The 20,867-nt window shown below is 65.3% G+C and carries 15 protein-coding genes; 5 read left to right on the forward strand and 10 right to left on the reverse strand.

The window, feature by feature from the left end; genetic code table 11:
- Positions 1-62: 62 nt before the first annotated feature.
- From ACU8YE_RS12560 to ACU8YE_RS12575, 4 genes are all read right to left on the reverse strand, one after another.
- Positions 63-548 (reverse strand): hypothetical protein, encoded by a 486-nt coding sequence (locus ACU8YE_RS12560; protein WP_232040000.1) that lies wholly within the window; start codon positions 546-548, stop codon positions 63-65.
- A 22-nt stretch (positions 549-570) separates the two neighbouring features.
- Positions 571-2,511, reverse strand: a complete 1,941-nt coding sequence (locus tag ACU8YE_RS12565) for a S8 family serine peptidase (RefSeq protein WP_446928846.1) — start codon at positions 2,509-2,511, stop codon at positions 571-573.
- Between the two features lie 292 nt (positions 2,512-2,803).
- On the reverse strand, positions 2,804-3,820 hold the full coding sequence (locus ACU8YE_RS12570; RefSeq protein ID WP_232039998.1) for a helix-turn-helix domain-containing protein: 1,017 nt from the start codon (positions 3,818-3,820) through the stop codon (positions 2,804-2,806).
- Between the two features lie 87 nt (positions 3,821-3,907).
- Positions 3,908-5,425, reverse strand: coding sequence for a sensor domain-containing diguanylate cyclase (locus ACU8YE_RS12575; RefSeq protein ID WP_446928847.1), 1,518 nt, complete (start codon positions 5,423-5,425; stop codon positions 3,908-3,910).
- A gap of 291 nt (positions 5,426-5,716) precedes the next feature.
- On the opposite strand from ACU8YE_RS12575, the gene ACU8YE_RS12580 reads away from it, so the two are divergent.
- From ACU8YE_RS12580 to ACU8YE_RS12590, 3 genes are all read left to right on the forward strand, one after another.
- Positions 5,717-5,911, forward strand: coding sequence for a hypothetical protein (locus ACU8YE_RS12580; protein ID WP_253535214.1), 195 nt, complete (start codon positions 5,717-5,719; stop codon positions 5,909-5,911).
- A 284-nt stretch (positions 5,912-6,195) separates the two neighbouring features.
- On the forward strand, positions 6,196-8,829 hold the full coding sequence (gene mprF / locus ACU8YE_RS12585; protein WP_446928848.1) for a bifunctional lysylphosphatidylglycerol flippase/synthetase MprF: 2,634 nt from the start codon (positions 6,196-6,198) through the stop codon (positions 8,827-8,829).
- A complete protein-coding gene (locus tag ACU8YE_RS12590) occupies positions 8,826-10,589 on the forward strand; it encodes a virulence factor family protein (RefSeq protein ID WP_446928849.1) in 1,764 nt (587 codons plus the stop codon). The genes mprF and ACU8YE_RS12590 overlap by 4 nt, the downstream gene beginning before the upstream one ends.
- A 38-nt stretch (positions 10,590-10,627) precedes the next feature.
- On the opposite strand, the gene ACU8YE_RS12595 is transcribed toward ACU8YE_RS12590, so the two are convergent.
- The 3 genes from ACU8YE_RS12595 to ACU8YE_RS12605 all read right to left on the reverse strand — a co-directional run bounded on the left by ACU8YE_RS12595 (position 10,628) and on the right by ACU8YE_RS12605 (position 14,128).
- On the reverse strand, positions 10,628-12,370 hold the full coding sequence (locus tag ACU8YE_RS12595; RefSeq protein ID WP_446928850.1) for a SulP family inorganic anion transporter: 1,743 nt from the start codon (positions 12,368-12,370) through the stop codon (positions 10,628-10,630).
- Between the two features lie 79 nt (positions 12,371-12,449).
- Positions 12,450-12,980 carry a sunset domain-containing protein gene (locus ACU8YE_RS12600; RefSeq protein WP_446928851.1) on the reverse strand — a complete coding sequence of 177 codons (531 nt, stop codon included), beginning with the start codon at positions 12,978-12,980 and terminating at the stop codon, positions 12,450-12,452.
- 209 nt (positions 12,981-13,189) lie between these two features.
- Positions 13,190-14,128 carry a LysR family transcriptional regulator gene (locus tag ACU8YE_RS12605; protein WP_446928852.1) on the reverse strand — a complete coding sequence of 313 codons (939 nt, stop codon included), beginning with the start codon at positions 14,126-14,128 and terminating at the stop codon, positions 13,190-13,192.
- A 112-nt stretch (positions 14,129-14,240) separates the two neighbouring features.
- On the opposite strand from ACU8YE_RS12605, the gene ACU8YE_RS12610 reads away from it, so the two are divergent.
- Complete coding sequence (locus ACU8YE_RS12610; protein ID WP_433867775.1) at positions 14,241-14,990, forward strand: SDR family oxidoreductase; 750 nt, start codon at positions 14,241-14,243, stop codon at positions 14,988-14,990.
- Positions 14,991-15,036: 46 nt separating this feature from the next.
- Here the strand turns inward: ACU8YE_RS12610 and ACU8YE_RS12615 are convergent, their stop codons facing one another.
- From ACU8YE_RS12615 to ACU8YE_RS12625, 3 genes are all read right to left on the reverse strand, one after another.
- A complete protein-coding gene (locus ACU8YE_RS12615) occupies positions 15,037-17,148 on the reverse strand; it encodes a TonB-dependent siderophore receptor (RefSeq protein ID WP_446928853.1) in 2,112 nt (703 codons plus the stop codon).
- A 661-nt stretch (positions 17,149-17,809) separates the two neighbouring features.
- Positions 17,810-18,616 carry an oxidoreductase gene (locus tag ACU8YE_RS12620; RefSeq protein WP_232039988.1) on the reverse strand — a complete coding sequence of 269 codons (807 nt, stop codon included), beginning with the start codon at positions 18,614-18,616 and terminating at the stop codon, positions 17,810-17,812.
- A gap of 59 nt (positions 18,617-18,675) precedes the next feature.
- The gene (locus ACU8YE_RS12625) at positions 18,676-20,136 is read right to left on the reverse strand and encodes an efflux transporter outer membrane subunit (RefSeq protein ID WP_446928854.1); all 1,461 of its coding nucleotides are present in this window, start codon (positions 20,134-20,136) and stop codon (positions 18,676-18,678) included.
- 86 nt (positions 20,137-20,222) lie between these two features.
- Between ACU8YE_RS12625 and ACU8YE_RS12630 the strand changes: the two genes are divergently transcribed.
- Complete coding sequence (locus ACU8YE_RS12630) at positions 20,223-20,837, forward strand: TetR/AcrR family transcriptional regulator (protein WP_446928855.1); 615 nt, start codon at positions 20,223-20,225, stop codon at positions 20,835-20,837.
- The last annotated feature ends 30 nt before the right edge of the window (positions 20,838-20,867 follow it).

Raw genomic sequence — 20,867 nt, forward strand, 5'->3', positions numbered from 1 at the left:
CCGCTCCATGAAAAACGCCCCGCACGGAGGCGGGGCGTCTTGTGTGACCGGACGGAGGCTGATCAGCGCGCCACGGGTTTGGCGTACTGGATCGGAACGTCCACCCGCGCCTGCGGCAGCGTTTTCTTGAGCTGCGCACGCGCATTCACGGCATCCTGGAACGTAGCAAAGCGCAGGGTGCTGATGTTCAGGTGCCCGTAGTACTCCGCCGATACGGGCGTTGCGGGCAGGTTGCTCACCGCCTGGCGCACGCTGTCGACCGACACCTGCGAGACGACCACCTCGTTGCGGCTCTCGCCCACCACGCCGCGTTCATTGACGACCTGCGTGACGGCGGAGGATGCCGCACCCGCCGCCTTGGTTCGCGTGCCGCTGGAGAGCACCTTGAACGACTGCGATTCGATCTGCACTGTCGGTGCGCTTGCGTATTGCGTCAGCTCCTGCGTGCTCAGGTGCTTGCCCACCGTCAGGTCGGCTGCCTGGCACGCCGAAGCCATCGAGAGCAGCGCCGCCAGCGCCACGGTCTTCATCAGGGTTGTATTGATCATGTTGAATGGTCTCCGAACAGGCTCACTTGGCAGCAATCACGCGGTACTCCACGGCCAGCGGCGTGGCAAGGGTCACGCTGTGGGTACCGCCCTGGGGCTGGTATGTCGAACAGGCATTGGTCGGCACGCCGCTGACGGCGTAGACCTCCCACGTGCCGGCTGCGTTCTCGCCATAGAAGGCGTAACTGCCCAGGCCGTACTTGTTCACGGTATCGACGCCGTTGTTGTAATAGCCGTTGTAGGGCAGGGACAACGCCGACACCGTCCCCGAGGGCGACTTCACAAAGAAGCCGACACTGCCCACGCACACCGAGCCCGACACGCGCAATTGCAGGGCGTCGACCTTGTCGGTGCCCGACACGTTGAACTGGCCGAGCTTTTGCACCGCGCCGTAGTTCAACTGGTTCACGTTGGCAAAGGCCGCCGCGAAGTCCGGCACTGTCAGAGCGGCCGGCTTGTAGGTGACAGTGGCCTTGGCCATTTTCACCGCCGCTGACGCATCGACCAGCCCGAAGCCGTACCACGTGGAATATGCATAGCCGGCGGCATTGGTCTGCCAGCCGTAGTCCAGCCGTGCGGTGGTCGCGCCGTCAGTCAGCGCGGCGCTGGTATCGCCCGTGGCGGCACCGGTGAGCAGGTCGATTCGCGCGTTACGGCCGTCACGGCTGCCGTAATCGGTGTCGATCTGGCGGGCAGTTGCGCGCAGGATTTCGCGAACATCGCGCCACGTCAGATTCGGGTTGGCCGCCAGCATCAGCGCGACCACGCCGGACAGCGTGGGCGTAGCCGCCGACGTGCCGTTCATGCTGGAGTAATCGCACTTCGCGTTGTCTTTCAGGTTGGTGGCGGTGCCAGCAATCGCAAAGTCGTTGGTGTCGTCCGGATTGGTCCGGCTGTAGCCGCGTGCGCAGCCGCTGAGGTCGGTGGAGAAAATCTTTGGGCCGCTGCCGGTTTCCCCATATTTGCCGCCGTCGCCGTACTCGCCGCCCAGGCCTGTGATCCAGTTGACCGATCCGGCGTTGGAGTAGCTCGACTTGATGCCCTTCGCGTTTGCCGCGCCGACCACGATCACGCCGGGCTCCAGCGCTTCTGGATCATTGGCGGGATTCTCGCAGCCGATCATGCCGGCGGTGCTACCGACGGTCGGGCATGTGCGCGGCGGAACGCTGACGCCGTCGTTGATGTATTCGTATTCATTGCCCGACGCCTTGAGCATGACCAGCCCGCGGCCGCCACGCAGGTTCGGGAAGGCGCGCACCGCTGCCTGTGTCGAGGTGGACGTGTCGTATTCCAGCGGTGCCTGCGGGTTCGCGCCGTACGAGGCATTGATGATGTGGCCGTTCTTCGACCAGTCGGCGCCGCCGTAGGCCGCGGTCGTGTCCGGATTCGCTGCGCCGATAAAGCGCGCCCCGCCCAGCGTCGCGCGCGGAGCAATCCCCATGACGCCCTTGCCGTTCTGTGCCGCGGCGATGATGCCGGCCACGTTGGTGCCGTGCGCGTCTTTGATGTTCGCGGGAGTGTCTGCCGGTGTCGGATCGTTCGAACCATCGTCGAAGTTGTGCGTCATGTCCGAGTTGGCATTGGCGAACAGGTCTTCGTTGTGCACGTCGATGCCGTCATCGAGCACGAGCACGTTCACGCCCTGGCCCTTGATGCCGGCCTTGTGCGCGTCTTCCACGTCGATGTCGGTCGTGCCGTTGGCCACCAGGCCGAATGCAGCGAAGAAGCTGGTCGCCTGCTTGAGCGCCCATTGGTAGGCGTACAGCGGCTCGGTGCTGCCGGTCTGGCACGCGTACTTGGCATCGACGCCGGTTTCCGCGCAGGTGGATGCGGGCGGCGTGTTGCCCCCGGTGTTGCCGCCGTTGCTGGCCGTATTGCTACCTGAGTCTGCGCCGCCGCACGCGGCCAGGGCCACGGTGGCGAACAGCGTCAAGGCAAGCGTTTTTCCCGTAATGTCTTTCACGAGACCCCCGTTTTGTCGTTGTGTGTTGTGCAAAGCGCGGGATGTCCGCACCGCTTCGACCTGTTCGACGAAGAGAGGGCACGTCGCACGTGCCCGCCGCGAGAGCGTGGGCGCTCATCAGGTCGGGCCGGATGCTCGCATGCACGCCAGTGGGGATTCAACGGCGAAAGCGGCTGTGCCCGCGAACCGGTTCGGCAGTCGCGCGAACCTGTCAGCGCGTCTCAGCCTTTGGGGTGGCTGAGCGGGGGCGGCGGGAGGAAAACGGGAGCGCGGCAGGGGTACCGCGCGCGCTTCAGCGCATCTGCATGACCCAGGTGCGCCAGTCTTTTTGCTGAACGAAGCGCATGGCGGTGGCACGACCTTCGATGGCGAGCATGCGTGTCTCACGCGGTGACATGCCCGAGGCGCGGCGGTACGCGCGCGTGAAGTTCGATGCGTCGGAAAAACCGTAGGTCTGCGCGATTTCGGCCACCGACCGGTGCGTCTGCGAGCGGTCTGCCAGGATCGCGTGGCATTGCCGCAGGCGCTGCATGCGCAGGTAGTTGAAGAAGCCGCCTTCGCGCTCGAACAGCCGGTACAGCGTGGCACGCGAGATGCCGAACTGCACGGCAACCCCCTCGGGCGAAAGTGTGAGATCGGGCAGGTTCTGTTGTACGTGCCGGCAGATCGACGCAAACAGGCTTTCCCTGACGGCCGGCGCACTGGCTTCGGTCACCTGGCAGTTGATGGCGGCCGCCGCCAGTTGCAGCGTGCCCGGCATGACGGCCTGCGCCTCGGCCTCGCTCAATTTCCCGACCGATTGATAGAGCGAGCACAGGTGATCGCGCAGCAGCCCGACCATCGGCGCATCGCCGCGCAGCACGCGCATACTGAGTTCGTCCGGTGCGCGCAGCAGCGGCGCCAGCAGCCGCCGTGGCACCGCCAGGCTCAGGAATCGGCTGTCGGTCGTGCTGGTGGCGAGCGGCTGTGCAGCATCGACGATGAACAGATCGCCGGGGCGCGTGGCGGTGCCGGTGGCGCCGTCACGCTGTCCGCAACTGCCTTCCAGGTAGTACTGGAGCACGTAGACATCCATGCCGTCGCGCCCGAGCTTGGAGCGGGACCGATCATAGTGCTGTGCCTGCGCGCTGATCATGCCCACACCGGTCTCGCCGCACAGATACGCGTCAACGCTGGCCTGAAAGCCATGCGACTGCGGCGCGGCGGAGCGCGTGTCGAACAGCACGTTGATGGCATCCCGCCACGCCGCAAATTGATGCTCGCGCGGCAGCGCAGACGTATCGAAGTGGGAATGCGGAGGTTTGCTCACGGTGGTTTCCTGAAAGGCCCGTGCATTGTGCAGAAGCGGTGGCTCACGATGGCATGCCCCCAAAGTGGGGTGCCCGAGGGGGCTAGCCTAAACGACCGCCAACTTCGGTCGCTCCTGTCTGGGGATGACCACGTTGCGGCCCGCGGCCTTGGCTTCATACAGGCGCCCGTCGGCCAGGTGGATCAGGTCTTGAACGGTATCGTCGGCCGCAGCGAGGCCAGAGTGGGAAGCCACCCCAATGCTGACCGTCAGCGTGCCGTATGCGCTTCCCGCGTTGGGTTCGGCGGCGCGCAGCACGGCGGTGCGGATGCTCTCGGCCACGCGCAAGGCGCCACTGAGGTCTGTATTGGGCAGCACGGCGCAGAACTCTTCGCCGCCATAGCGGCCGGCAAAATCGCCCGGGCGCTTGATGCTGTCGTTGATGCAGCGTGCCACCGTGCGTAGCGCGATATCGCCGGCGGCATGGCCATACTTGTCGTTGTAGGGTTTGAAGTCGTCCACGTCGATCATCAGTACAGACATCGGGGCGTGGTGGCGATTGGCGCGGCGCCATTCCACGTCCAGTGCAGAGTCCAGCGCGCGACGCGTGCCGAGCCCGGTCAGGCTGTCGGTATTGGCCAGCAGGTGCAATTGCTGCTCCATCTCGAGCCGCTTGCGTAGTTGCTGCGCGAAAAGCAACGACAGCGCCATGAATACAGCGTCGAGCATCAGCACGGTGCCGCTGATCACCCATGCGCGCTGCCGCCATTCTGCGTAGATGTCTTCGGTGGCGAGGCCAACGGTGACAATCAGCGGGTGGTCGCCGATATGGCGGAAGCTGAACAAGCGCTCGATGCCGTCGAGGCTGGCGACGTCTACGTACGAGCCTTGCGGCGTGAGCAGGCGCTTCTGGAAGGCAACGGCATCGGCCAGGCTGCGGCCGATGAGTTTTTCGCTGTACGGTCGCCGCATGAGCAGCGTACCGTCCGTGCGTATCAGCGTGACGGTTGCGTGGGGCCCCAGGTTGATGCCATCGAATAGCCGACGGAAGTAGTTCAGGCGCAGCGTGCCGACCACGATGCCGTTGAACTCGCCATGCGGGCCGTTCAAGCGCCGGCTCAGGCCGAGCGACGTGTCCAGGCCGGTCACGCGCGGCGTAAAGGGCTCGCTGATGTACAGCCCGACATTTGCGGAGCCCCGATGCACCTGGAAGTAGTCGCGGTCGCCCAGGTGAATATGCCGCGGCGGCACCGAACGGGAATCGAAGACCACGTCGCCAACCTTGTTGGTCACCAGCAGGGAGCCCAGGTCCTGCGCGTTGGTCGAGCGGTCGAACAGCACGAGCTGGCGGACGTTGGGCGGCAGCGCCAGCATGGCGGGGTCGCGCACGCCGTCGATCACGGCCTGCAGCGACAGGTCGTACACCTCGATGTTGCGGGCAATGTCGCGTTGCAGGATCAGCGACAGGTTGTCGGCAGCATCGCGCGCGCGGGCCAGCGCGTCCGTACGCATTTCCCAGAGCGAGAGCGCGGTGAACGCGGCCAGCACCAGTGACAGCACCGACGCGCCGATGATCAGCAGGGAGGGGCGTCGCAGGAATGCGCCGGTGGCGCGCTCTAAAGGCATGCGCAGAATTGTGAAAATATTGAAAACGACAGTCTCGATTGTGTACCGGACCCTACCTTCCTACGCAATACTATCTAAGACGTTTTCTGGAAAGAAAACGTTTGCTAATGCCGATCCAGTCCGTTTGTGCAACGTTTTTGTGGGCGCAGGTGTGCGGCTTGCTGAGCATTGCCTGAGTGCCGCACCCGTGGCGCCGGGCACGCTGCCCGCCCGACATATGCCCATCGCACCTCCGTGCAATCGTGTCAGGCCGGCTTTGCCTATTCTGGGTAAGCATCCTTGGAGAACGCCATGCCAGAGCCAGACGATCGCGCCTCACCCACCCCGGCGCCCGCCAACCCGCATCCGCCCGTGGCCGATACGCACGAGGAAGCCCTGCTCGACGAGGGCATTGAAGAAACCTTTCCTGCCAGCGACCCGGTTTCCGTCGATGCCGGCAAGCCCGATGTGCCGCCAAAGGCGCCGGGGAGTGCGCCCAAACCGTAAAATGCAGACCGTGTGTCAACGCATCGGCCGCTTCAGCCGTATTACGTAGGCCACAAACAACGTGCGAATCCAGCACACGCGCCGTTTGAAGCGCGGGTCGCGAGAAAACCGGTGTGCGCGACATGCGCGTGCCGGTAGGTCAGGGTCCAATCAAGACGTCGACACCGCGCCGAGCGTGGGCTTGGGCGGTTTGGCTTGCCGCGCTCTCCCGCCTTTGCGTGCCTGGATTCGTATATCGCCTCCACCCGGCACTCCGCCAAGCCAGCAGGATTTCGTTTTTCACCATGCCTGACGCCGCGTCCAACGACGCCAGTCCAACATCACGCCGATCACCGGCCCGCACTGCGCATGACGCGCCCGCCACGCCCGCGCCGTCCGACTCCAGCTTTGGCGTTGCTGGCTGGATGGTGATCGGTGTTGTGCTCGTGCTTGGCGCGCTGGTGTTCGACAGCCTGTATGCGCTGCTCGACCATGTGCACTACGCAGACATGGTTGCCGCGCTGCAGGCCACGCCGCGCTCGCACCTGTTGCTGGCCATGCTGGCCACGGCGCTGAGTTACGTCGCCCTGACCGGCTACGACGCGTCCGGCCTGCGCTATGCGGCTGCACATGTCGCACCCGCCACGGTGGCCACGACCTCGTTCATTGCCTATGCGCTGGGCAATACCGTCGGCCTCGGTTCGCTGACGGCGGGGGCGGTGCGCACGCGCCTGTATACAGCGGCAGGGCTTGACCCGGCGCGAGTGACAGAGGCGGTGGCCTTTGATGCGGGCGCGCTGGGCGTGTCCACCACGGCCTTCGGGGCGGTCGGGCTGTTGTGGGGCGCCCCGCACATCGCGGCCATTGCGCATTTGCCGGCGGCGTTGCTTGAAGTCGTGGCGTTGCTGGTGCTGGCCGGCGTCGTGGCGTTGTTGGTGCTGTGCATGCGGCGGCGCCACGTGACGCTGTTCGGCCGTTGGGCGATCCGCCTGCCGCCGGCTGGGCTGGCAGCGCGGCAGTTCGCGATCTCTGCGGCGGATATGAGTGCGGCCGCGGCCGCGCTGTGGGTATTGATGCCGGCAGGCGCCGTCGATCTGCCCACGTTTGTCGCGTTCTACGCGCTGGCGGTCACGCTGGGCGTGCTGAGCCAGAGCCCGGGCGGTTTGGGCGTGTTTGAAGCCGTCATTCTGTTGGGCTGCAGCGGCCAGGCGCCGCCGGCAGAGGTTCTGGCCGCGCTGCTGTTCTACCGTGCCATCTATTTCCTGCTGCCGCTGGTCGTGGCTGCCGCCATGCTCGGCGTGTTCGAGTTGCGCTCCGGCGCCGGGGCACCGTTTGGCCGCGCAGCGGTCAAGCTGTCGCCGGGGCTGTTGGCCGCGCTGACGATGGTGGCAGGCGTGATGCTGCTCGTCTCGGGCGTCACCCCCGCCACCGACGAGGCCGAAGACCTCCTGCGCATGCACGTGCCGCTGTTCGTGGTGGAAGCCTCGCACATGATCGGCAGCGTGGCGGGCCTCATCATGCTGTTTGTCGCGCGCGGGCTGCTGCACCGGCTGGATGCCGCGTGGTGGGCGGCGCTGGTGCTGTCGCTGCTGACCGGCGTGCTGGCGCTGCCCAAGGGCATTGCCGTGTCGGAGATGGCGGTATTGGTGACGCTGGCGGTGCTGCTCGTCATCTCGCGCCGGCAGTTTGATCGGCCCTCGTCGCTGTTCTCGCAACGGCTGGAGGCGGGGTGGCTGCTCGCCATGCTTTGCGTGTTCGCGGCGTGCGTGTGGATCCTCTTCTTCGCCTACCGCGAGGTCGCCTACGCCAACCAGCTCTGGTGGCAATTTACGTTCGACGGTGATGCGCCGCGCTCCATCCGCGCGCTGATGGCGGTGGCCGTGACCGGCCTCGGGTTCGGCATGCGCCAGCTCTTTCGCAAGGAGCCCGGCGTTACGACCTTCCCGAGCGACGAAGAACTCGCCCGCGCGGCGGAGATCATCCGCAAGCAGCCTGCTGCCGATGCCACGCTCGCGCTGATGGGCGACAAGAGCCTGCTGTTCTCGCCGTCGGGCAACGCGTTCATCATGTATGCCAAGCAGGGGCGCTCGTGGGTGGCGCTGTCCGACCCCGTGGGCGCGCAGCAGGAATGGCCCGAGCTGATCTGGCGCTTTATCGAAATGGCGGATGCGCATGGCGGGCGCGCCGCGTTCTACAAGACGCGCCCGCAGACGCTGTCGCTGTATCTCGACGCGGGGCTGCGCGCCTACAAGCTGGGCGAAGAGGCGTATGTGTCGCTGCCCGAGTTCAGCCTGAAGGGCTCGCGCCGCGCCAACCTGCGCCACGGCGTCACGCGCGGCGAGCGCGAAGGCCTGTCGTTCGAGATCGTCCCCACGGCAGAGGTGCCGACCGTGCTGGACGAATTGCGCACCATCTCCGATGAATGGCTGCGCAACCAGAACGCGCGCGAAAAAGGCTTTTCGCTCGGCGCATTTGACGACCGCTACATCTGTAGCCAGCCCGTGGCCGTGGTGCGCCGTGAGGGCGTCATCCTGGCGTTTGCCACGCTGATGTGTCCAGACGTGCTGCGCATCGAGGCGAGCGTCGACCTGATGCGCTATCGCAGCAATGTGCCGCCGGGCACGATGGATTTCCTGTTCGGCAAGGTCATCCTGCACTTCCAGGCGCAGGGGTATCAGCGTTTCGGTCTGGGGATGGCGCCGATGTCGGGCATGGTTGAGCATCAGCTTGCGCCGCGCTGGCACCGCTTCGGACGGATGATGTTCCGGCATGGCGCGCGCTTCTACAATTTCAGAGGGCTGCGCAATTTCAAGGACAAGTTCGAGCCGGTGTGGGAAGCCCGCTACCTGCTCGCGCGTGGCGGGATTGCGCCGCTGTTCACATTGACGGACGTTGCCGCGCTGATCGGCGGCGGCTTGAAGGGAGTGATCTCCAAATGAGTTGGCAAGCACCGCGCACGCAAGAGGCGCGGCATCGGGGAGTACTACGCAAAGGCTTGCGTTGGGCTGGGCATTTGAGTGCGGTCGGCATGGTGCTGGCCGCGTCCTGGGCCATCGCTGCCGATGCTCCGGCAGCAGCCAAGCCTACGCCCGTGCAAGGTCCGGTGCTGGTGCCGCCCGTCGGCATGACGGGCGCCAGCGGGGTTGTGGCTGCGCCGCCGCGCGGCGACATGCCGCCTCGCCTGCAGATGAGCGCCGCAGCCGTCACCGCCAACAAGGCTGCCAATGGCGGCGTGCTGTCGCTGCCGGTGGTGGCGCCCGCCACGGCCGCGGCGGCGCCCGGCGCCGTCGAGTTCGTCACGCATGGGCGTTTTCGCGATGTGCCGGTCTACAAGCCGAAGGGTGAAATCCGCTCCGTCGTGCTGATGCTCTCGGGTGACCTTGGCTGGACGCCCGCCGCATCGCGCATGGCAGAAAGCCTCGCACAGCAGGGAGCATTGGTGGCCGGTCTGTCCACGCCCGCGCTGTTCGCGAGCCTGGAGGCTGACCTGGGCGATTGCGCCTTCCCCGATGGCGACCTCGAAAACTTCAGCCGTTTCCTGCAGGCCTACGAGAAGGTGCCGGGCTATTACCCGCCCATTCTCGTGGGCGACAACGAAGGCGGGGCGCTGGCCTACGCCATGATTGCCCAGGCGCGCCCGAATATCTTTGCCGCGGCCATGTCGATGGAATTCTGCCCCGTGCTGGAACTTCGCAAGCCGCTATGCAAGGGCGAGGGCGTGCACTTCAGCCGCCGCATGAGCGAGAGTCGCACCACGGCCAAGCGCGTCAAGCCGCCCGAGAACGCCGGGGTGGTGCTGCTGCCGGCCACGAAATTGTCTGCGCCGTGGGTGGTACTGCAATCGGCCACGCCGACGTCGTTTGCACACCGCTCCGGTCCGCTGTGCGAAGCGCGTGCCACGCAAGCCTTCATCGATACGATTTCGGGGGCGCAATCGGTGGCGTTGCCGGCCGCCGCGTCGGCTGCCAATGCACCGCCGGTGACAGCCAGCGAGCCTTTCAAGACTGCTTTCGCCAAGCTTGTCGCCCAACGCAAACCGCCGCCCCCGCCGCCGCCCGCAGCGGTATCCGACTTGCCGATCATCGAAGTGCCCGCGCAGCCCGGTACATCATCCGAGCTGTTCGCAGTGCTGCTCTCGGGTGACGGCGGTTGGGCCGGGCTCGACAAGGAGGTCGCGGCTGCGCTGTCCAAGTCCGGCGTGCCCGTGGTGGGCATCGATTCGCTGCGCTACTTCTGGACGCCGCGTACGCCAGCCTCCGCCGCCGCCGATATGGATCGCCTCGTGCGCTTTTACGCGGCGCGCTGGAAGAAGCAGAAGGCTTTGCTGATCGGCTATTCGCAGGGCGCAGACGTGCTGCCCTTCATCGTCAACCGGCTGCCGACGGCATCACGCGAGCATGTTGCGCTGGCCGTGATGATGGGCCTGGGCAAGCGTGCCGATTTTGAGTTCCACATGACCAACTGGGTGTCGAGCAGCGCGTCTGGCCTGCTGATCCTGCCCGAGGTGCAGAAGCTGCCGGCGGGCCTGGGCATGTGCATCTACGGCAAGGAAGAGACAGACACCAACTGCCCAGGCCTGGACCCGAAGCAGGTGCAGCTCGTGAAGCTGCCAGGCGGCCATCACTTTGATGGCGATTACGCCAAGCTGGCGCGCATCATCCTGGAAGGCGCGCGTGCATCGGGCAACGCCCCGCGCTGATTCGCCGGTTCCGGGGCTGCCGCGCCTCGCGCAGCGTGTTATGCCCCGGCGTTGTCGAGCAGGGGACCGGCCGGTGTGCTGGGCGCTGTCGCGAGCGATTGCACGCATTCGTCCACGCTCAACTCGTGCAGCATCTCCGGACGCAGCGTGTCATTGGCGGCGCGCTGCAACACTGTGAGCGCGCGCGGCTTGAGCCGCACCAGCATCAGTTGCAGGCCGCGCGCCGCACATTCGGCGGCAAAGATGCGCAGCGCCTCGATGGCCGAGCCGTCGACGTCCGGTGTTTCTTCCAGGCTGATCATGACGGTGCGCAGCGCAGGCTCGTGCGGCTGTTGCAGCATTGCGCGCACCGTGCCGAGCACGCGTTCGGTGTTGGCGAAGAACAGCGGCACTTCCGGCCGGACGATCAACACGCCAGGGACGGCCTTGGCTTCCGGGTGCAGAGACACATCGACAAAATCGTGGCTTTCGCGCAGGCGCCCCAGCACGCTCACGTTAGGCTCCGAGAGCTGGCGCAGCGTCAGCAGCAAGCTCACGCCAATGGCCGCCAGCAGCCCATGCAGCACGCCCAGAACCAGTACGGCCAGCAACGCGGCAATCACCACCAGCCGATCGCGGCGCCAGGTCCAGTAAGGCTTGAACACAGCCGGATGCAGCGAATGGCTCACCGCAAAGATCACGATGGCCGCCAGCACCGGCTCGGGAATCCGCGCGAGCTGCGGCAGGAACAACCACACGATCAGCGCCACCACGGCTGCTGCGCACAGCCCGGCCAGACGGGATTGCGCGCCCGCGGCTTCGTTGGCGGACGTGGCTGAATACCCTGCGCCGACGGGCATGCCGTGCAGCAGGCCCGAGAGCAGATTCGCGCAGCCCAGCGCGACGAGGTCACGGTTGGCGGAGATGCCATCGCCGTGTTTGAGCGCGAAGTTGCGGATCGAGCCGTAGGACTCGGCATAGAGGATCAGCATGAGCGCAAAGCCCAGTTCAGCGCTTTCCATCCATTGCACCCGGTTCAGTGCAGGCACGCCGAAGCTGATGTTCTGCAGGTCGATATGGCCGACCACGGCAATGCCGTAGCTGTGCCAGTCGATCCAGTAGCCGGCCGCGATGGCCAGCACGATGACGACCAGCGTGGCCGGAATGCGCCCCCAGCGCCCAAGGCCGAAGAGCAGCGCGAGTGAGACGGCTCCCAATGTCGTGCTGTACGGGTTCGTACCGGCCGCACTGGTGATGAGGTCCAGCGCGATGCGTGGCGTGTCGCTGTGGTGCACCGTCACGTCGAGGATCTTGGGCAACTGCTTGACGGCAATCGTCAGCGCCAGCCCGAATGTGAAGCCGCGCAGCACCGGCCGCGCGATGAAATCCGACATGCCGCCCAGCCGCGCCGCGCCGGCAAGGATGAACAGTACGCCCGTTGCGATGATGAGCGCCGCCGCCATCGTGAGCGCCGTCGCGCCGTTACCGCTAGGCTCCGATAGCACCGTCGCAAACAGCACGGCGGCGGATGACGACGTCGCCGAGACAATGGCAAAGCGGCTCGTGCCGACCAGCGAATAGACCACAAGCCCGCACAGCAATGCGATCAGCCCGGCCTGCGGCGGCAGGCTGGCGATGCCTGCGTAGGCAACGGCTTCGGGCAGCAACAGGCCCGCAATCGAGAACCCGGCGATCACGTCGCGCACCACGCGCTGCTGTGGCGGTTGTGGCGGTGCATCCAGCGGGGCAAAGCCCTCTGGGTGTTGCAGTGCGGCGGCGGGATGTTCGTTGCTGGGGGGCATGCGATGCGGTGATCAGGCTGAAATGGACGACGCCGCGACCCGGGTGGGCCGCGGCGTGCGGGTTTGCGTCAGGCGTGTCTTACTTGGTACAGGCCTTGCCGCGGCTCGGGCGCATGCCGGCGGCCTTTGCGTCGGCTTCGGTCATGTATTCCCCCTGCTTGGTCTTGCCGTAATAGTGATCGCCCGGGCAGTGATAGACCTTGGTACTGGCATTGGCCCATACCTTGTCGGGGCCGCCGCCGGGGGCAACGGTGCCTGCGGCGGCCGCAGGCTTGGCAGGCATTGCGGCTGCGGGTTTGGCGGCAGGCGCCGGAGCCGGAGCCGGAGCAGCGGCAGGTGCAGCAGGCGCTGCGGCTGCAGGTTTGGCCGGAGCCGGTGCTGCGGGCGCGGCAGCAGGTGCACCGCCTGCGCTGGCTTTCTTGTCGACGCCACCATGGCCGCGGCAAGCGCCCTTGAGCGTCGCGCCGCTATACGGCGTGCCATCCTTGCAGACCGCGTGGACGGCCGCCGGGGCCGCTGCCGGTGCGGTGGCGGGCGCGGCGGTGCCCTGCGCAAACGCCGAGCCCATCACCAGCGCACCCATTGAAAACATCAACGCAGACAGTTTCATAACGAGACCCTCAACGAGGCACGGAGATACGTGCGTGATCGATTAACGCTGGCCGACAGCGCGCGTTGACCCACCCGAGGGTTTGTCAGAAGACAAACGTAGCGGCGCTGATCATTCCGCAACAGTCGGCATCGCTTGTGTTGCGCCGACGGGCGATGCGGCGCCGGCGCCATCCCAGCATAGGCAAGATCACGTGGCCCGGCGAAGTTTCAGGCGAATGCGTCGATCCCCTGGACCAGCCGCTTGGCTAGGCGGGGCTGCCGTAGCTGTTCGAGCCACCATTGCAGTGCGCGGCCTTCTCCGTCGCCGTTGCGTTCACCTTTGCCGCTGCGCCAGCCGACGTAGAGCAGGTTGGGCTCGCGCGGATCGGTGGTGCGCTTTTCTACCAGTTCGCCACGCGCGAGCAATGACGACACGCGGTGTCTCGGCAGCCAACCGACGCCCAGGCCGTCGCGTTGGGCCAGCGTCTTGGCACGCATGCTGGGCACGGCCAGCGTAGGTTGCCCGCTGAGCATGCCGTAGGCGCGGCCGGCGGTGGTTCGCGCCGAATCGGCCACCACCACGGCGCGATGCCGGGCGATTTCCTCGCGCGTAAGTGGCACGTCGATGGCTGCGAGCGGATGCCGTGGCGACATGGCAAACACCCACTCCACCACGCCCAGCTCGAACCACCCGAGGTTCGGGATGGACGGCGGCTCATTCGTGGCCCCGATGACGAGATCGGCTCGGCCATCGCGCAGCGCCTCCCAAGTGCCGGCCAGCACCTCGTGCGTCACGCGTAGCGCCACGCCCGATTGCAGCGCATCGAACGCGTGCATCACGGGCATGAGCGATTCGAACTCCAGCAGCTCGTCCGTCACGATCCACAGGCGGTCTTCCCAACCGTTGGCCACCTGACGCACGCGCTGCGTCACGCGCGACACATCCTGCGCCAGCCGTGCGGCTTCTTCGGTCAGTAGCAGCCCGGCGCGCGTGAGTTGCAGCCGGTAGCGGCGCCGATCAAACAGCAGGGCGTCGAAGCGCTGCTCCAACTGTCGCGCGGCATACGACACGGTCGACGGCGCCTTGCCCAGTTGCGCCGCCGCACGCGACAGGCTGCCCGTTTGCCGGATGGCCTCAAGCAGGGCCAATTCTTCGTCCGTCAACATGTGCAATTCCTTCGAACATGTTCATCGTCCGGATCGTATGGCAAACCGCTTGCCCGCGTCCACACTGCAGTCACGCGATTGTTCAAGTTCAACTTTCCTACTGGAGGACATCATGAATCGCTTCGAAGGCAAGACCGTTCTGGTCACTGGCGGCAACAGCGGTATTGGCCTGGCAGCCGCCCAGGCATTTGTACGCGAAGGCGCCCGCGTGGTGATCACTGGCCGGGACGCCGCCGCGCTGGAAACGGCGCGCGCCGCGCTCGGTCACAACGCCATCGCCATCCGCAATGAAACCGGCACCGTGGCCGCCGCACGCGAGCTGACCCGGCAACTGCAGGAGGCGGGCGTGCGTCTGGACGCCGTGTTCATCAATGCCGGCATGGCCAAGTTTGCCGCCGTGCCGGACGTGGACGAAGCCCTGTGGGATGCCACCTTCAACGCCAATGTGAAGGGCGCGTTCTTCCAGATCCAGGCGCTGCTGCCGATCCTCAACAAGGGCACGTCGATCGTGCTGAACGGCTCCATCAACGCGCACATCGGCATGCCGAATTCATCGGTCTATGCGGCGAGCAAGGCAGCGCTGATCTCGCTGGCGAAGACGCTGTCGGGTGAGCTGGTCGGCTCGGGCATCCGCGTGAATGTGGTCAGCCCCGGTCCGGTGACAACGCCGCTGTACGGCAAGCTCGGGCTGGATGCCGACACGCTGGCCGCCACCGCCGCGCAGATCCAGGGCCAGGTACCGCTGGGCCGCTTCGGCCAGCCGGAAGAGATTGCATCGACCGTGCTGCATCTGTCGGCGCCGGAATCGGCCTTCATTGTTGGCACGGAGATCGTTGCCGACGGCGGCATGAGCCAGCTTTAAGCCCATCCCTTGGCGCGTGTGCCCGATTCGGCTTGGCCGGCCAACGTCAGAAGTTGTGGGTCACGCGCAGTGTCAGCGTGCGGCCGGGCTGAACGGGGATGAAGTTTCCGGACTGCGCGTTGCCGTAAGCGCGGATATTGAAGAGGTTGCGCGCGAAGAGATCGACGCTCCAGGATTTCTGGTGCCAGAAGAGGCTGGTGTCGACGCGCACGAAACCGGGCATGCGAAACGGGGTGTCGCCGTAACACGGGGCGCCGCGTTGCCCGGTAACGCCAATCCCCGCGCCTGCGCCTTTCAATGGGCCTGCCTGCATGGTGTACGTCGTCCAAACCGCGCCGCTCAGGAATGGCGCTTGCGGCAGGTATCCCGTGGTCAGCGTGCCCGATACGCGAGATAGTGCGACCCACAGCGAAGTGTCCAAGCCCTTGGTGACGGCACCTTGCATCGAGACTTCCAGCCCTTCGCTGCTCTGTTGGGCGATTTGCGTGTCGTAGCCGGCGGGTGCCACATCCACGAGTCTCACGTTGTGCGCATCGATGCGATACAGCGCAGCCTGCGTCGTCAGCCCACGGTTGGCATCTGCCCAGCGCAGACCGGTTTCCAGCTGGCGACTTCGCTCAGGCAACAAGGCTTGGTATGGGTCGAAGTAGCTGGTGTTGAGACGGAAACCGCGCGAGTAATCGGCAAACCAGGCGGTATGCGGCGTGAGCTTGTAGAGCAGGCCCAGCGACGGTGTCCAGGCGGTGCCCTGAAGCTGCGCGCGCGGCAGTTTGGCGACGTAGTCATTCACGTACAGGGCGCCGGACAGCTCCCAACGCTCGCCAATGGCAATCTGGTCGCGCACGCGAAACACCGACTGCCGCACCGACTGCGAAACCTGCAGGCCCGGCACGAAGGTGGCCGGCGGCAGTGCGACCGGCGCAAACGGATTCTGGGGCATGAGCGCGGGAGTTGACGCAAAGGCCATGTCCTGCCGCTCGTGGAACTCGTCCCAACCCAGCGTCAACGCGTGCTCGAACAGCCCGTGTGCGAACTTGCCCGTCAACTCATTTGAGATGGCCCACGCAGTGTTGTCGCTGCGGTCGCCCAGATTGAACGTCAGCGAGGGCGCGGTGTTGTTGATCACCGGGGCCAAATGCCACAGCACGGATTGTTGGCTGAGCGCTTCGTACGTGCCGCGTGAGTGCAACGACCAATCGTCGGAGAGGGTGCGCGACACCTTGTAGTAGCCGCGGCTCGCGCGGGACTGCACGTTGTCGTCGGCATTGCCCAGCGGGCTTTGCAGGGCCAGCCGGACCGGTGCGCCATTCAGCGCAAACGTGGCCGGCGGCATGGGCTGACGGCTGGTTGCGGATTCGAGCCCGACCGAGACTTCCGTTGCGGCATCTCGCCAGCCGAGCGCCGCCAGCCCGTAGCTCTTGCGGCGACCGGCGTATCCCGAATCACTGTTAGCCGTCGTGTCCTGCAACGCCACTGTCCGGTAAGACAGGTCGGTCGATCCGATGGGGCCGGCCAGATCCACCACGGCCTTGCGCTCGGCATGCGAGCCGATTTCCGCGGTCACCGTTCGCTGCGGCATGACCGCGGGTGCCCTGAGGTTGGCATTGATGGCGCCAACGGCTGTCGGGGTGCCACCGATGTCGGCATGCGCGCCCTTGATCACCGAAACATCTTCGACCGCCTCGACAGGTCGCAGCGAAGCCATCTTGTCGGGCTGCCCATCGACCGTGATCTGTCCTGTCATGAAACCCCGGGTGGCGTAGCGGGGGGCGGCCGTGGGATCGAGCGACATGGACGAGACACCGGCCAGCGCCAGGGCATCTCCAATCGACGGCGCATTCTGGCTTGCGAGCAGGTTTCTCGTGAGCGCGCTGACGGCATGGGGCACGCTCGTGATGGGCGTCTCGATGTGCGTGGCGAAGCCGGTTGTGAACGCGGCAAAATCGCTGCCCGTCCTCGCGCGTACCTCGGCGGGCGGCAGGGTCCCGATGTCGCGCGGCGCCTCGGGGGCACCCACGATGGTCAACGTGTTGTCGGTCAGCGTGGTCAGTTGCAGCCCACTGTTTTTTAGAGCCTGCTCCGCCGCCTGCTGGGCCGACATGGTGCCGCGAACCGGACCAGCGAACAGGTCTTTCGCAAGGCCGGAGGGAAACGACATGGGCTGTCCGCTCACGCGAGCGATTTCCATCAACACGCGCTCCAAGGGCGCTCGCTCAATGGAGAAATCCCATGTGTCTTGCGGTGCAGCGTGGGCGCACTGCACAGCGAACAGCGCGGCAAGACCGAGCAGCCGCACCCTATGCCATGTGCGACCCGTGCGCGGCGGCAGGCAGGCCTGCGCCGCAGCGCATGCGAAGGCTTTAAATGGCCGCATGGCACTGATGCACGCGGCGCAGCGGCACTTCGAGCACATCCTGAACAGATCAGGCAGTGGGGTCTGCGGGCACCCTGGCGGGCGCGGCTGCGGCTCGATAGCGGCGCTGAAAAACACCGCGCCGCTGCCTGGCGTGAGCCCCTGCGCACATCTCTCTTGGTGAGCGAAATTCCCGTGTGTACTGCCCCTTCATCACGCAAGTCCCCCGAATTTTTTTGGTGGTACGGCGCAACGCGGTGTGCAGGAACCATGCCATGCGCGGCTTTGGGGGCAGAGACGTACCGTGCCGCGATGCCTGACAGGATGCGTCGTCAAGCTTCCATGGCGGGGCAGATTTGATGAGGTTTTTTCAAGATGTTTTCGGGCCGCACGTCCGAGGTTCCGGACTCACGGTGAACATTGTTGAGATTCGGGGTGGGAGTGAGCGCACCCGTGGCAACGCGCTTTAGGAGAGTCCGAACGTTTTTCTCAGGCTCGAGTCAACGGGGCCAGCCGGCATGAAACGGCGCAGCTTGCTCAGAAGAGATGCCTCGCCTTTTGGTGTGCGGCGCATCTTCCATGCCCCCAGTGCAGCATCGACGATGGTGCTTGCGACACCATCGGGGTCCGGCGCCTTTTGGACGCTTTTTTGAATCGCCTGAGAAACGATGCCGCGCTCCGCGTCGTAGGCGGAGACCTTGGAAACCGCTTGAGGCGCGTTGACATCCAGGCTGGTCTTGGTGAATGACGGCTCGACAAGCACCACACGGATTCCGAACTTGCGCACTTCGTGATCCAGCGTCTCGGACATTCCTTCCACCGCGTGCTTGGATGCCGAATACAGGCCCATGTAGGGCGCTGGCAGGAAGCCGAGCACCGAGCTGATGTTGACGATGCGCCCCGAGCGTTGCGCGCGCATGTGCGGCAATACGGCTTGCGTGGTGCGCAAGATGCCGAACACGTTGGTATCGAATAGCGTCTGGGCTTCGGCAACCGACGTTTCTTCTGTCGCGCCGAGCAGAGCCACGCCGGCGCTGTTGACGAGCACATCGATGCGCTTGGCCTGCGCGATGATCGTCTCGATTCCACGCTGGACAGAGGCTTCATCACGGATATCCATCTGGATCAGTTCAACACCGGCGATCGGTTGAGTGCGAGCGATGTTGCGCACGGTGCCGAATACGCGGCACCCGCGCAGGGCAAACTTTGCGGCGGTGGCACGGCCGATGCCGGAGGACACGCCGGTAATGACAACAACTTTGGAATTCGACATGGCAGTTTCTTTGTGTATGGGTGAATGGGAGCTGCGATAAATCGGGTTTTGCCAGCGGTCTATTTGCTGGCGACAGCGGTCGGGGTATCGGGCTGCCAGCCACCGCCCAGCGCCTTGAATGCCGCTACAGCGGCACGCGCGGATTCCGTTTGGGCTTGGGCGCGTGCGTCCGAGGCACGCAAGAGGCTCTCGTCTGCCTGCAGGACTTCGATCAGGCTGACGACGCCTTTTTGGTACGCCGCAAATGAAGCATTCCGCGCGCGGCTCAGCGAATCCACGCCTTGCGCGAGCACCGTGGCTTGCTCCTCGCGTTTGACGAGGCCGGAGAAGGCGTCCTCCACATCTTGCGTGGCGCGCAACACCGCGAGCCGGTACGCAGCCAGCATCTCCGCCTCTTGCCCCTTGGCTTGATCGATCTGCGCGTTGATGCGGCCGAAGTCGAACAAGCGCCAGCGCAGGCCGAGCACGCCCGCAAATTGGCTGGCACCGCTGCCGAACAGACTTCCAGCGCCTATCGATGTGGCGCTGCCGAGCAGGCCGCTGAGCGAGAGCTTCGGGTAGTACTCCGCGATGGCGACGCCGATGCGCGCGTTGGAAGCAGCGAGGCGGCGTTCAGCAACGATGAGGTCGGGGCGGCGCCGCAGCAGTTCGCCTGGGGATCCGCTGATGGCAATTTGCGGAGCGGCCGGGATGTCTTTGTCTTCCATCAGCTCCGCGCGGTGCGTGCCCGGGACTGACCCGAGCATCACGTCCAGCGCATTCATCGAAGCATCAACGCCCGCCTCAAGTTGCGGAATGGAGGCGCGCACCTGCGCGAGCGCGCCTTCGGCCTGCCTGACCTGAAGCTCGGCTGCCAGCCCCTTGCCGTATAGCAGGTTGATGGTGGAGAGCAATTCCTCTTGTGTTTGCACCTGGTGGCGGGCCACCTTCAGGCGCGTTTGCAAGCCACGAATGGTGATGTAGATATCAGCGGTCTGCGCGGCCACTGCCAGCCGTGTCGCGACTGCGCCTGCCTGGGAGGCCTCATAGTCGGCCAATGCTGCCTCTCGGCCACGGCGCAGGCCGCCGAATACATCCAACTCCCAGCTTGCGTTGGCATCGGCCTCAAACGCGTTGCCGTAGCGGTCGAAGCCGGGTCTTGAATTCAACACGCGGCCTAAGGGCGTTTCGACAGACTGGTACGCACGCGCGGCCTGGCCCGTGAGATTGCCCGAGGGCAGCAACGCGGCATTTGCGGCACCTAGGCCAGCGCGAGCTTGCGTAACGCGGGCGAACGCCTGGGCAAGGTCCAGGTTCTGTTCCAGTGCGAGCTGCACCAATCTGATGAGTAGCGGATCGCCGAAACCTGCCCACCATGTGGATAGATCCGCTGTTGCATTGGCCGTGCGTTGCTCGACCGCCGTCTGGCCTTGGAATCGTTCCGGAACCGGTGCATCGGGCTTCACATAGTCGGGGCCGACCGCACATCCGGCCACTAGACCTGCAAGGAGGAGGGCCGCAGAGGCTTGTTTTGGCAACATGGTGAGGTCCATCGAAATTTTTAGTGACTATAGTACAAATTGGTCACAAGTTGTTCAACTATAGCGACTCGCGTAAGCTGACGCCCATGAAGACCCCTTCCTACCCCGTCTCCGCCCGTGGCCCGGCGGACCACGATGTACGAGATCAGATCGTCGCCGCCGCCACCGAGCACTTCAGTCGGTACGGCTACGAGAAGACCGCTGTGTCCGATCTGGCCAAGGCCATCGGTTTTTCCAAGGCCTACATCTACAAGTTCTTCGAGTCCAAGCAGGCCATTGGCGAGATGATTTGCGCCAACTGCCTGCGCGAGATCGAGGCCGACGTGAATGCCGCCCTGGCGGAGGCGGATTCCCCGCCCGAGAAGCTGCGCCGCATGTTCAAAGCCTTGACGGAATCCAGCCTTCGGCTGTTTTCCCGCGACCGTAAGCTGTACGAAATCGCTGCCTCGGCTGCGACCGAGCGGTGGCAGTCGGTGATTGCCTACGAGGGCCGCATCCAGCAACTGCTGCGCGACGTGCTGCAGGAGGGCCGGGAGACCGGAGATTTCGAGCGCAAGACGCCGCTGGACGAAACCACCGCGGCCATCTCCCTGGTCATGCGTCCCTACATGAATCCGTTGCTTCTGCAGTACAGCTTTGATTACACGGAGACGGCGCCCGGACTGCTTTCCAGTCTTGTGCTGCGGAGTCTCTCCCCCTGACACGAAGATTTTTTCTTTGTGACTATTGAC

The organism is Ralstonia sp. VS2407, from assembly GCF_052950655.1.